Origin of the sequence: Pseudomonas sp. NFACC45, assembly GCF_900113505.1 — a bacterium.
Lineage (GTDB): Bacteria > Pseudomonadota > Gammaproteobacteria > Pseudomonadales > Pseudomonadaceae > Aquipseudomonas > Aquipseudomonas tehranensis.
Genome location: NZ_FOPO01000008.1, coordinates 201260 through 214028, shown reverse-complemented (window position 1 = coordinate 214028; position 12769 = coordinate 201260). Strand labels below are relative to the sequence as shown.

At 60.6% G+C, this 12769-nt stretch carries 10 protein-coding genes; 5 read left to right on the top strand and 5 right to left on the bottom strand.

Annotation, left to right across the window (positions count from 1 at the left end):
- Nucleotides 1-6: 6 nt before the first annotated feature.
- The 5 genes from fdhE to BM132_RS16550 form a co-directional block, all read right to left on the bottom strand.
- Nucleotides 7-933 carry a formate dehydrogenase accessory protein FdhE gene (gene fdhE, locus BM132_RS16575; protein ID WP_092456934.1) on the bottom strand — a complete coding sequence of 309 codons (927 nt, stop codon included), beginning with the start codon at nucleotides 931-933 and terminating at the stop codon, nucleotides 7-9.
- A gap of 4 nt (nucleotides 934-937) precedes the next feature.
- Nucleotides 938-1591 carry a formate dehydrogenase subunit gamma gene (locus BM132_RS16570; RefSeq protein WP_092400511.1) on the bottom strand — a complete coding sequence of 218 codons (654 nt, stop codon included), beginning with the start codon at nucleotides 1589-1591 and terminating at the stop codon, nucleotides 938-940.
- Complete coding sequence (gene fdxH / locus BM132_RS16565; protein WP_092400509.1) at nucleotides 1588-2532, bottom strand: formate dehydrogenase subunit beta; 945 nt, start codon at nucleotides 2530-2532, stop codon at nucleotides 1588-1590. Before fdxH ends, BM132_RS16570 begins: the two co-directional genes overlap by 4 nt.
- Entirely contained in the window at nucleotides 2533-5598 is a 3066-nt protein-coding gene (gene fdnG, locus BM132_RS16560; protein WP_143092362.1) for a formate dehydrogenase-N subunit alpha, read from the bottom strand.
- A gap of 175 nt (nucleotides 5599-5773) precedes the next feature.
- Complete coding sequence (locus BM132_RS16550) at nucleotides 5774-7525, bottom strand: sulfatase-like hydrolase/transferase (protein ID WP_092400503.1); 1752 nt, start codon at nucleotides 7523-7525, stop codon at nucleotides 5774-5776.
- A 378-nt stretch (nucleotides 7526-7903) separates the two neighbouring features.
- Here BM132_RS16550 and BM132_RS16545 point away from each other — a divergent pair, with 378 nt between their 5' ends.
- Genes BM132_RS16545 through BM132_RS16525 form a run of 5 tightly spaced genes read left to right on the top strand, consistent with a single transcriptional unit; the run spans nucleotide 7904 to nucleotide 12767 of the window.
- A complete protein-coding gene (locus BM132_RS16545) occupies nucleotides 7904-9268 on the top strand; it encodes a UDP-glucose dehydrogenase family protein (RefSeq protein ID WP_092400501.1) in 1365 nt (454 codons plus the stop codon).
- A complete protein-coding gene (locus BM132_RS16540) occupies nucleotides 9265-10335 on the top strand; it encodes an NAD-dependent epimerase (RefSeq protein WP_092456928.1) in 1071 nt (356 codons plus the stop codon). Before BM132_RS16545 ends, BM132_RS16540 begins: the two co-directional genes overlap by 4 nt.
- On the top strand, nucleotides 10332-11078 hold the full coding sequence (locus BM132_RS16535) for a sugar transferase (RefSeq protein ID WP_092400497.1): 747 nt from the start codon (nucleotides 10332-10334) through the stop codon (nucleotides 11076-11078). Before BM132_RS16540 ends, BM132_RS16535 begins: the two co-directional genes overlap by 4 nt.
- Nucleotides 11079-11723, top strand: a complete 645-nt coding sequence (locus BM132_RS16530; RefSeq protein WP_092400495.1) for a CpsD/CapB family tyrosine-protein kinase — start codon at nucleotides 11079-11081, stop codon at nucleotides 11721-11723.
- 21 nt (nucleotides 11724-11744) lie between these two features.
- Nucleotides 11745-12767, top strand: a complete 1023-nt coding sequence (locus tag BM132_RS16525; RefSeq protein ID WP_092400493.1) for a polysaccharide biosynthesis/export family protein — start codon at nucleotides 11745-11747, stop codon at nucleotides 12765-12767.
- The last annotated feature ends 2 nt before the right edge of the window (nucleotides 12768-12769 follow it).

The following is a 12769-nucleotide window of genomic DNA, read 5'->3' as shown; positions in this document are numbered from 1 at the left end:
ACAGGCTCAGTCGCCTCCCGGCGCCAGCATCAGATTCGGCGATGGGCGCTGGTAGCCCTCCTGCTCCAGGCGCATGTCCAGCATCAGGCTGGACAGGTCTGCCGAGAGCGCTTCGGCTTCGGCGTCGTTTTCCAGGTAGCTCAGTTTCAGATAGCTGTTGCAGCCGGGGCAGACTTCCGCCCGCAACGGCGCCTGATTGGCAGTATGACGGTCATCCTCGAAGCTGACGTATCGAAGTCCCTTGCTCTGTTCGCAATACACGCACTTGACCCGCACCGCATGCCATTCGCAAGCGCACAACGAGCACACCAGATAACGCAAACCGTTGTATTTGCCGCGATGGCGAATCACTCCGGCCATCGCCGGTGAACCGCAGGCCGGGCATTGACTAAGACTGTCGCCGCGCTTGAGTTCAAGGTTCGGTGAACTCAGCAGCCAATGGCTCCAGGCCGCTTGCAGCGCTGCACCGAGGAACGGCACCAGCTCTGCCGGCAGCATTGAATACTGTCCGCTGACCAAGGCAATCGCCCACGCCTTGAGCATCCCCGGGTTGGCACTACGCAAAGTCGCCACGGCGTTTTCTACCGCCGTTTGTGGCGGTGGCTGATAGCGCTGCAACAACGCTTCGAGATACGGCAACCAAACGTTTTCGCGCACCAGACTGTCGGCGGCGAACGGTGGCAAACCATGTTCCACGCACACCCGAAGACGTTCGGGATCGGGCATGGCGGCCACGGGCGGATCGTCCATCAATTTCTGCTGAGCGTGGCACAGCCCCGCGATCAAGCGCAGATAGGCCGCCATGGGATGCCCGTCGGCCAGGTGCTCCAGACGCAGCGCGCGCAAGGTGAACAGGTTATTCGGTGGCAGGTACAGAAACGGCGGTGAGCTCGCCGCCGCTTCTATCTGCCCAGGCTCAAGGATCGTGGCCACGGGGTCATCCTTTTTTGCTGATCGGTCGCTCAGGCGTCTCGTCTCGGGTCACTTCCCGGTACCAGAGTTCATGGTGTTTTTTCGCCCAGGCGCGACTGACTCTGCCACGCACCATTGCATGGACCGAACCACGAATCCAGATACCCGCATAGATGTGAATGATGATGCTCAGCACCAGGATGAACCCTGCCAGCGCATGCAGCAGCATCGCCCAGCGAATACTGGTGATGCCGAAGTACGCGCTGAACCAGGCACGCCAGATCACCAGCCCGCTGAACAGCAGCACCAGCATGCAGATCAGCAAGACCCAGAACAGCACTTTCTGCGCCGGGTTGTATTTGCCGATTGGCGGTACGCCCTCCTCCTCGTTACGCATGACCGTCCCGACGCGCGTGAGCCACAACCGGTCGTTGGCGCTGAAGTAATTCGCCCGCCAAAAACTGAACACCAGACCGAGGAACAGCACAAACATCGCCACGCCCATGTACGGATGCAGAATGCGCGTCCACGAACCGCCGCCAAACAGGTTGCTGAGCCAGAACAATCCCGGATGGAACAAGGCCAGCCCCGACAGCGCGGCCATGAAAAACAGAATCGCCACCAGCCAGTGATTGGTGCGCTGGTTGGAGGTGTAGCGCAGGATCGTTTTGTCGTTCATGGCCTGTCCTCCCCGCCGGGTTTCGTCGGATCAAAGGTGTGCACCGACGGATCGAATTCATGCACCGCCGGGTCGAGGGTGACTGGATGTTCGTCTTCCTCGACCCGTTGTGGCCCGACGCGCACGTAATGGAAGAACCCGGCCAGCACCGCCGCGCCCATGGCAAGCAACGCCAGGGGTTTGCTCAGGCCTTTCCACAGGTCCACCAACGGACTGATCACCGGGTGATCCGGCAACCCGGCATACAACCTGGGTGTGTCGGCATGGTGCAGCACATACATGACGTGCGTGCCGCCGACGCCTTCGGGATCATACAAACCGGCGTTTTCGAAACCGCGACTCTTGAGGTCGACGATACGTTCGGCGGCGTGCTCCTTCATGTCTTCCTTGCTGCCGAAAACGATGGCGCCAGTCGGGCAGGTTTTCACGCAGGCCGGCTCCAGCCCCACCGCCACCCGATCCGAACACAGCGTGCATTTATAAGCCTTGTGGTCCTTTTGCGAGATGCGCGGAATGTTGAACGGGCAACCGGTGATGCAATACCCGCAACCGATGCAATGGTCCTGATCGAAATCGACGATGCCGTTGACGTGTTTGATGATCGCGCCGGGGCTCGGGCACGCCGCCAGGCAGCCGGGCTCGGCGCAGTGCATGCAGCCGTCCTTGCGGATCAACCATTCGAGGTTACCGGCGTCGGTTTCATGCTCGGTAAAGCGCATCAAGGTCCAGGTGTCTGCGCTGAGGTCTTGAGGGTTGTCATAAGTGCCTAGGTTGTGACCGACATCGTCGCGCAGCTCGTTCCATTCCGAGCAGGCGACCTGGCAGGCCTTGCAGCCGATGCACTTGGTGGTATCGATCAGCTTGGCCACTGCCTCTTGCGTGCGCACCGAGGGCGGCATGGTGGTGGTGGCCGAACGGGCGATGATGTCTTGGCTGGCCATTTAGACTTTCTCCACGTTGACCAGGAACGACTTGGATTCCGGGGTCTGTGTGTTGCCATCGCCGAGGAACGGCACCAGGGTGTTGGTCAGGTAACCGTGACGGGTGGCGCCGGTGAAACCCCAGTGCAACGGGATACCGATCTGGTGCACCACTTGATTGTTGACCTGCAGCGGACGAATCCGCTTGGTCACCACCGCCACCGCTTCGATGTGCCCGCGCTTGGAACTGACCCGCACCCTGTCACCAGCAGCAATGCCTTTCTCCTTGGCCAGGACTTCGCCGATTTCGACAAACTGTTCGGGCTGGGTAATAGCGTTGATCGGGCAATGCTTGGACCAGAAATGGAAGTGTTCGGTCAGCCGGTAGCTGGTCGCCGCATAAGGAAAGTCCTTGGCCTGCCCGAGAGTTTCCCAGACTGAATCGAAGATCCGCCCGGCCGGGTTGCTGGTGGCCTGCTTGTTGTTGGGGTGCATCGGGTTGATGCCAATGGGCGTCTCGAACGGTTCATAGTGTTCCGGGAATGGCCCTTCGTTCATCTTGTCGAGGGCGAAGAAACGCGCCACGCCTTCGGGGTTCATGATGAACGGGTTGATGCCCGCTTCCGGTGCGGCGTCGGCCTTGTAATCGGGCACGTCGGTGCCGGTCCAGACCTTGCCGTTCCACCACACCAGCCGTTTGTTCGGGTCCCATGGTTTGCCTTGAGGGTCGCAAGAGGCACGGTTATAGAGAATCCGCCGGTTCATCGGCCAGGCCCAGGCCCACCCCGGGTTCTGCTTCATGCCGAAAGGATCGCTGTTGTCTCGCCGGGCCATCAGGTTGCCCTGCTCGGTCCAGCTGCCGCAGAAAATCCAGCACCCGGACGCCGTGCTGCCATCGTCCTTGAGTTGGCCGAAACCGGACAGTTGCTGACCCGTCTTGATTACCGCGCCTGAAGCGTCGGTGACATCGGATACGGCGTAGCCGTTGAATTCCCGGGCCAACTCTTCCGGCGCCGGGTCATCCGGCACTTTGTAGGGCCAGTCGAGCTTGAGGATCGGCTCGGCCCCGGCACCACCATTGGCCTGGTAACGCTTGCGCAGGCGCAAGAACAGCTCGGCCATGATCTTCACGTCCGTGCGCGCCTGCCCCGGGCCATCGGCACCCTTCCAGTGCCATTGCAGCCAACGACCGCTGTTGACCAGCGAACCGTTTTCTTCGGCGAAACAGGTGGTGGGCAGACGGATGACTTCGGTCTGGATCTCGACCGTTTGCACATCGTTGTAAGGGCCGGCGTTGCGCCAGAACTCCGAGGTTTCGGTGGCCAGTGGGTCCATCACCACCAGCCACTTGAGTTTGGCCAGCGCCTTCATTACCCGGTTCTTGTCCGGCAAGGCTGCGATCGGGTTGAAGCCCTGGCACATGTAGCCATTGACCTCGCCCTTGCCCATCATGTCGAACATTTTCAGGATGTCGTAGCCGGGAATGTCCAGTTTGGGCAGCCAGTCATAGCCCCAGTTATTCTCGGCAGTGGCATTGGCGCCGTACCAGGCTTTCATCAGGCTGACGTGAAACTTGCCGTAGTTCTGCCAGTAAGACATCTGCCCGGGACGCAGCGGCTTGAGTGCGCGCTTGGCGATGTAGGCGTTGTAATCCTGTTCGGCCTCGGCCGGCAGGGTCAGGTAACCGGGCAGCAGGTTGGACAGCAAGCCCAAGTCGGTCAGGCCCTGGATGTTGGAGTGCCCGCGCAGCGCATTGACGCCCCCGCCCGGCATGCCGACGTTGCCCAGCAGCAGTTGCACCATGGCCGCGCTGCGGATCATCTGCGAGCCGGTCGAATGCTGAGTCCAGCCCAGCGCGTAGAGAATCGTCATGGTTTTGCCCGGTTGCGAGCAGGTGGCGATCTCTTCCCAGATTTTCTGCATTGCATCCACGGGCATGCCGCAGACCTGACTGGTCAGCTCCAGGGTGTAGCGGCTGTAATGCTGCTTCATTAATTGATAGACGCAGCGTGGGTCTTGCAAGGTCGGGTCGACTTTGGCGAAACCGTCCTCGCCGATTTCGTAGCCCCAGCCGGACTTGTCGGTATAGATGCGCTTGCTCGCGTCGTAGCCGCTGAACAACCCATCCTCGAAGCCGTAGTTGGCCTTGACGATGAATGACAGGTCCGTATAGGCGCGTACGTATTCGTGCTGGATCTTGTCTTCGGTCAGCAGGTAATTGATCAGCCCACCCATGAAGGCAATGTCGGTGCCGGTGCGGATCGGCGCGTAATAGTCGGCCACCGAGGCCGTACGGGTGAAACGCGGGTCGACCACAATCAGCCGCGCCTTGTTGTGGGCTTTGGCTTCGGTCACCCATTTGAAACCGCAAGGGTGCGCTTCGGCGGCGTTGCCACCCATCACCAGAACCAGATTCGCATTGGCGATATCGGTCCAGTGGTTGGTCATGGCACCACGGCCATACGTCGGGGCAAGACTTGCCACCGTCGGGCCATGTCAGACACGTGCCTGGTTATCAAACCCCAGCATGCCGAGACTGCGAATCACCTTGTGGGTGATGTACCCCGCTTCGTTGGACGATGCCGACGCCGCAAGGAAACCGGTGGTCAGCCAGCGATTCACCGTTTGCCCCTGGGCGTTGTTCTCGATGAAATTGGCGTCGCGGTCGGCCTTCATCAGGTCGGCAATGCGATCCAGCGCTTCATCCCAGGAGATTCGCGTCCATTGCGTGGTGCCGGGCTTGCGCACCTGCGGGTACTGGAGACGAGTGGGGCTATGAATGAAATCGAGCAGCCCTGCGCCTTTGGGGCAGAGGGTGCCACGATTGACGGGATGGTCGGCATCGCCTTCGATGTGGATGATGCTCTGGGCGACATTCTTCGCATTGTCACCCAGGCTGTACATGATCAAACCGCAACCGACCGAGCAGTACGGGCAGGTGTTGCGGGTTTCATGGGTATGGGCGAGCTTGAAATGACGCACTTGTTCGGCGAAAGCTGGCGTCGGGGCCATGCCCAGCGCGCCGAGGCTTGAGCCCGCAAGGCCGAGACCAGCGACCTTGAAGAACTGACGACGGTTGAGGTCCATCGTGCACTCCTGATCAGGTGGAAACCCGGTGCATTGGCCGGATTTTTCTGGACGATCACGGTGACGGCAACGGAACTACCGTCACTTCAAACTGTAGACAATGCTGTTTTTTGTGGTGGAAAAACCGACCGTCGGGTAATGCCGCCAGCCAGCCAGACACATAATTAACGAAGATCTACTGTGGAAGCGAACCGGCTCGCGATGACGGCGGCACATTCAACAGCGGTGCCGACTGCCCCGCCGCCATCTCGGCTTGAACCGGACCCGGTGTGACAATCTGCTTGAGATCGATATGTTTCCATTCAGGCGTCGCCCCCAGCCGCGCATTGAAGCGGTAGTTGAAGGTAAAGGCGTCTTCGGTCGGCTGGCTCAGGGATTTTCCATAAGTCGCTTCAACACCGGCCGGGTCGTACCCCATCAACTGCAACAGCGTCGGGAAGATGTTGTAGTGGCTGGAGCGGTCCTTGTTCTGTGCCCACGCCCGCTGCCAATCCAGGGTCTGCAACCGCGCGCCTTCTATGACCACCAGCGGCACAAGCCCTTCCTCCGCCACCGGGTCACCACCGCAGTGGGTATTGAGCCCGGGGTTGCCGCGCTCGTGAAGATCCTGACCGTGGTCGGAGGTGTAGATCAGCACGGCGTTGCCTAAATCGGCCTGCTGGAAGATCCGCCTGAAGAACTCTCCGACATTCCACAGCAAAGTGTTCTGGTAAGCGTTGCGGTATAGCTCCCAGTCACGGGTCCGGCCATCAAAACCGTCACGCTGGCCGGTGTCGGCGACTTCGAGAAAGCGCCCACGCGGCAGTGCGGGACGATAGCTCATGAACTCATCCGGGTATTTGTCGTGCACCGGAAAATGCGCACCGAGCTTGTTCACCACCACCAGTTCGGCCCGGTCATTGCCCAGTCGCTCGATCAGTTGCGTGGCAACCGCCATGTCCCGCTCGAACACCGGGGTGCGGTCGAACTGCACGAAGTCGTCGATATCGTTTTTTTCGGTCTCGGTCATCAGGTTCTGAAGGTGACCACCGGTACGCTGGGCGTCGATATAGACCGTGCGCAACCCGGCGTTTTTAGCGTATTGCCAGATCGACGGCAACGTGCTGTTGATGCGCACGTAATCGGCTCGGGTGCCACCGTAACGCAAGGTGACGTTGGTGTCGGCGCTGCAGTTGGCAATGGAAGCGGCGTAACCGAAATTGAACACCTGCACCCCATCGGGCGGCGTCTTGAGGCCCGTGTGCACGCCGAACGGCGTATTGATATCCAGATAATTTCCAGCGACGCTTTCATCGATGATCAGCACAATATCATGCTCGATCGCCGAAGTTTGCCGCGCCAGGCGAATCGACTCCCGAGGGCCGACAGTGTTGTGCAGGGCTTCATAAACGAACAGATTCAGATAGGCCAGTGGTGTGTACATCACCGGCAGCCCCCGCGCGCCCTCGCCCGCCCGGACGAACAGGACTCCACTGAGCAACAACACGCCCAACACAGGCGCGGCGATAGGCAAATAACCGGGCAATGACACCGACCGCCGAGGCTTGAGACCCAGTCCCAACAGCAGCAACAGGCCACCGGTGGCGGCGCTGACAATCACTTCGCGGTACTGCGAAGCCGCCTCCCCGATAAAACCACCCGAATACACCAGCGACACAAACTGGCTGTACGTCAGGTAGCTGTCGGTCACCCGCGTGTAAACCTCGAAGAACACCGCCGAACCAAACATTGCCAGTGCGAACAGGTGACGCACGAAGGTCTGGCGAATGTAAGCACTCATCCACAGCGCCACCACCAATACCACGAACATCGCACCGAACAGCAACGTGGCGAAACCCAAACCCAAGGCATTCAGACGGTCAAGGTAATAGTCATATCCCCTGATCAGGTAGAGCACCAGCAACAGTTCCTTGAGGTATCGGAGCATGTGTTTCTCGGCGATAGGACGGCGTTGGAGAGAGGGTCGTTTTCTGCACGTTAGCAGCGGCTTTGCAAAGCGCAAGAAAAGGGATGAACGGCTAATGCGTCAAAAAAAAGTTAGCCCAAAAATGACACGCTTTAAGCCAGTCAAACGTAAAAATCTATGAATAAATACCGTTCATCGCCTAGTTAAACGCCGTTAAAGCCCTTTAAAAACGGCACTTTTCTAAACCAGTCAATGACTTGATATCAAAAGGCCAAGCTCCGTCGAGTTTGCCAACACTGACAACTGTCATTTTGCTGACACGCTTTTCTGAAGCTGCGCTATACCCCTCTAAACAGTTTCATCCGAGTTACATCAACCGTCTTGCGAGGCGCGCCAAAAATGGACGTGAGCGTATTTGGTACGGGGTATGTGGGATTGATTCAAGCGGCTGCGTTGGCTGACGTCGGCCACCGCGTTTTGTGCATCGACATTGACCCCAACAAGATTCGTCAGCTGCAGCAAGCGGTGCCACCGATCAGCGAGCCTGGGTTGTCCGAACTGCTCGAAGAGAACATCAAGAGTGGCCGGCTGCTGTTCAGTGATCAGGCCAGCGATGCGGTCAATCACGGCGAACTGATTTTCATCGCGGTAGGTACGCCAGCCGATGAAGACGGTTCGGCAGACCTGAGCCATGTACTGGCGGTCACCCGCCAGATCGCTGACTTCATGGACAGCGACCGCACCTTGATCATCAAGTCCACGGTACCGGTCGGCACCGCCGACAAGGTCGCCGAATGTGCCCGTCAGGCGTTGGCTCGCCGAGGTCTGAAACAGCTGAACGTGCGGGTGGTGTCCAACCCCGAGTTTCTCAAGGAAGGCAGCGCCCTGGCCGACTGCATGCGCCCGGACCGGATCATCATCGGCACCGCCGACCCGCTGGCCCGCGATCAGATGAGCGAGCTGTATGCGCCCTTTTGCCGTAACCGCGAAAAACTGATGTTCATGGACAACCGCAGCGCCGAACTGACCAAGTACGCGGCCAACGCCATGCTCGCCACCCGCATCAGCTTCATGAACGAACTGGCCAATCTCACCGAAAGGCTGGGCGCCGACATCGAAGCGGTACGCAAGGGTATCGGTTCGGACCCTCGCATCGGTTATCACTTCATCTACCCCGGATGCGGCTTCGGCGGTTCATGCTTTCCCAAGGACCTGCGCGCGCTGCTGCATACCGCCGAACAGAGCGGCATGCCCCTGCGCCTGCTGCGCAGTGTCACCGACGTCAACGACAGCCAGCGGCACATTCTCTTCGAGAAACTGACGCAACAGTTCTCCGGTGGCCTGGCCGGCAAGTCGATTGCGATTTGGGGCCTGGCTTTCAAACCCAATACCGATGACATGCGCGAAGCCCCCAGCCGCTACCTGATGGAGGCGCTGTGGCGCGAAGGCGCTCGGGTCCATGCCTACGACCCGGAGGCCATGTCCGAATGCCGCCGCCTCTATGGCTACCGCAAAGACCTGAACCTGTGCGCCACCCGCGACGACACCCTGGAGGATGCAGACGCCCTGGTGATCTGCACCGAGTGGAAGAACTTCCGGGTCGTGGATTTCGCTCTGTTGGCCAACAAGTTGCGCGCCCGGGTCATCATCGATGGCCGCAACCTGTACAACCCCGAACACCTGGCCGCCGCCGGCCTCCTGTATCGCGGCATCGGGTTGCGTCACACCGTGCCCAGCACGCTGCCCCAGGGGCCACGGGCGTGAACATTCTGGTGACCGGCGCAGCCGGTTTCATCGGCGCCCATTGCGTGCTGCGGCTGCTGCGCGACGGCCATCAGGTGTGGGGGTTGGACAACTTCAACGACTACTACGACCCGCAGCTCAAGCACGATCGCGTGGCATGGGTGAAGGACCAGGCTGGGGACTTTACGTTGGCACGGGTGGACCTGACCGACGCCTCGGCCATCGATGAGTTGTTCCAGTCACACCGCCCCGACGTGGTGATTCATCTCGCCGCCCAGGCCGGCGTGCGTTATTCCCTGGAGAATCCCCGGGCCTACGTCGACAGCAATCTCACCGGGTTCCTGAACATTCTGGAAAGCTGCCGTCGCCATCCGGTCAAGCACCTGATCTACGCCTCCTCAAGCTCGGTGTATGGCGCCAACCAGCGCACACCTTACTCAGTACAGGACGGCGTGAACCATCCGCTGTCGCTGTATGCGGCCAGCAAGAAAGCCAACGAGTTGATGGCCCACAGTTACAGCCATCTGTTTGGCATTCCGTGCACCGGCTTGCGGTTTTTCACGGTGTACGGCCCCTGGGGCCGGCCGGACATGTCGCCGATCCAGTTCGCCCGCGCCATCGCCGAAGGCCGCGTGTTGCAGTTGTTCAACCATGGCGAGCACCAGCGCGATTTCACCTACATCGACGACATCGTCGAAAGCATCGCCCGGCTGATCGAACGCCCGCCCCATGCCACGCCACAGTGGGATCGCGATCAACCGGACCCGGCCACCAGCGCGGCGCCCTGGCGGATCTACAACATCGGAGGGCAGCACCCGGTGGCGCTGCGCACCTATGTAGCGCTGCTGGAAAAGCACTTGGGGCAAACCGCCCGGATCGAACTGCTGCCCCTGCAACCGGGGGACGTGTTGAACACCTGCGCCGATGCCAGCGACCTGGCACGGGCCACCGGTTTTCAGCCGCGCATCGAGCTGGACGAGGGCCTCGGCCGCTTCATCGACTGGTTCCTCGATTACTACGCCCTGCCTATCGCCGACACCGCTTGCAGCCAAACGCTTGCGACCAACCTTCAGCGGAGGAGTCTATGACCCGACATGAACAAAGCATCCCTATCACCGCCCGCGGGGGCGACAAGCGTGTCGATCCCGAGCACCGCCGACGCCTGGACGCGGCCATCCATCGTCAGGGTCGTGGCTGGCTGACCGGTCGCGACGGCGGTCGACCCTGGACGGTCTCACGCACCAATCGGGTGGTGGCCTGTCTCGGCGCGCTGTCGATCCTGGTGCTGCTCAGCCCGCTGCTGCTGGGCCTGGCACTGCTGATCAAGTTCTCAAGCCCCGGTCCCGTGCTGTTCGTGCAGAAACGCACCGGATACCGCGGCCGGGTCTTTGGCATGTACAAGTTTCGCACCATGGTGGCTGATGCCGAGGCGCTCAAGGAGTCACTGCGCCACCTCAACAAGCACGGCGCCGATGCCATCGACTTCAAGATCGACAACGACCCGCGCATCACCCCCGTCGGCCGGTTCCTGCGACGCAGCAGCCTCGACGAGTTACCCAACCTGATCAATGTGGTGACCGGCGACATGCGCCTGGTCGGCCCGCGGCCGACCTCGTTCAACGCCTACCGCTACAAGGACAACCATCTTGTCCGCCTGAGCATCTACCCCGGCCTGACCGGCCTGTGGCAGATCTCCGGGCGCAGCAATATCGACTTCGACCAGCGCGTGGAACTGGACCTCAGCTACATCGCTGAACAAAGCCTGTTGCTGGACTTGAAGATCCTGATGATCACCCCTTTCAAAGTTTTCAGCGGCCACGGAGCGAGTTAAATGGACGGTTCAACCAATATCCTGAGCATCGCAAGCCCGAGCGAGACCAACCTGACCTCAACCGTGCTTGACCCATCCATACGGATTCTGCTTCTGACGGCCGCCAACACCGGCACCGGAACCAGTACCAGTGCCATGGCCCTGGCCGCTCAACTGGCGCAGATGAGCAGCGGCCGCGTACTGCTGGTGGACGCCAGCCAGTCGCCGCGCAACCTCAGCCAGCAATTGTCGCTGCACAAGGAGCGCGGCTTCAGCGACCTGCTGTTCAACAGCCTCGCACCGCCCTTGTTGCAGGACTGCGTGGTGCAGACCTCCAGCCTGCCCTTCGACGTGCTGCCCAACGGTCGTCTGGGGCGCAATGCCGAGCGCCTGAACCCCGAGCAGCTTCGCCCGCTGTTCAAGCAACTGGCCGGGCAATACCGCTTTGTGGTGATCGATGCCGACGCGGTGTATTCGGCCTCCGACACCTTGGTCATGAGCACCCAGGTGGACGGCGTGGTGCTGGTGGTACGCGGTGAAGACACCCGCTGGGAGGTGGCCCAGGCCGCTCGCCTGCGTCTGACCCAGGCCGGTGCCAAGGTGGTGGGCAGCGTGTTCAACCGCCGCAAGTACTACATGCCCAAGTGGCTCTACAACAACCTGTAAGCCTGCAAAAAGGATGACGAGATGAACGCCAGATTGCTTGTCCTGCTGCTGTTGCCGCTTGCCGGTTGCACCAGCCACACCGAAACCCGCTCCATGCCGGTGCAGATCCTCACGGCCGCACCGGCCAACGCCCAGGCCACTGACATGCCCCGGGTCGAACAGACCTTGCGTCCCCAGGATGTGCTGGATGTGATCTTTCACATCAGCACCAGCGGGTCGGATGCCTACCGGGTCCAGCCAGGTGACCAGGTGGCCTTGAACTTCACCGCCGCCAGCCAGCTCAACGGCGCACAACAGGTCATGCCCGACGGCACTATCGAACTGCCGGGGGCCAACACCTCGGTGAAAATCGCCGGCCTGACCACGGACGAAGCACGCCTTGAGGTACAGCGTGCCTATGACCGCAAAATGTTGTTCCAGCCCAACCGCAATCAATTGACGGTGCAGGTCACCAGCCCGTTGAGCAACGAGACAAAACTGCGCAACACCCTGACCCACCCGGGCACCGGCATGAGTCGGGAGATCACCGTGGGCACCGATGGCTACGCCAGTTTTCCGGAAATCGGCTCCGTGCCGCTGCAAGGCATGACCGTCAACCAGTTGGAAACCTTCCTCAATGAACGCTACGCCAAACTGCCAGGACGCATGTCCGTCAATGTGCTGCTCAAGTCCACCGCGGGTAACGAAATCTATGTTCTGGGCGAAGTCGCCCAACCCGGTTCCTATCCGATCCGTCGGCCAGTCTCGGTCCTTGAGGCGCTGACCATGGCCCGGGGCTCGAACATCAAGGCGCGGCTCGATTCGGTGGTGATCATGCGCCGCAACGGTAATCAGGTCGAAGCGCGCAGCTACGACGTGGAGAAGGCACTGGACGGTGACGCGTCGCAAATTGCCTACCTGCAACCGGACGACATGCTCTACGTGCCCAAGACCAAGCTGGCCAGCGCCGGCGAACTGGCCCGGCAATTGGCCGACGTGGTGCTGTTTCAGGGCGTGGGGTTCAGCTTCGGCTACCGCGTCGACAACAAAGGCAGCGACAACTGAAA

What these genes read in the sequence shown, in the direction of transcription:
- BM132_RS16535 (WP_092400497.1), top strand. Translation starts at nt 10,332, where the DNA reads ATGACCCGACATGAACAAAGCATCCCTATCACCGCCCGCGGGGGCGAC.
- BM132_RS16545 (WP_092400501.1), top strand. Translation starts at nt 7,904, where the DNA reads ATGGACGTGAGCGTATTTGGTACGGGGTATGTGGGATTGATTCAAGCG.
- BM132_RS16525 (WP_092400493.1), top strand. Translation starts at nt 11,745, where the DNA reads ATGAACGCCAGATTGCTTGTCCTGCTGCTGTTGCCGCTTGCCGGTTGC.
- BM132_RS16570 (WP_092400511.1), bottom strand. Translation starts at nt 1,591, where the DNA reads ATGAACGACAAAACGATCCTGCGCTACACCTCCAACCAGCGCACCAAT.
- BM132_RS16530 (WP_092400495.1), top strand. Translation starts at nt 11,079, where the DNA reads ATGGACGGTTCAACCAATATCCTGAGCATCGCAAGCCCGAGCGAGACC.
- BM132_RS16550 (WP_092400503.1), bottom strand. Translation starts at nt 7,525, where the DNA reads ATGCTCCGATACCTCAAGGAACTGTTGCTGGTGCTCTACCTGATCAGG.
- fdxH (WP_092400509.1), bottom strand. Translation starts at nt 2,532, where the DNA reads ATGGCCAGCCAAGACATCATCGCCCGTTCGGCCACCACCACCATGCCG.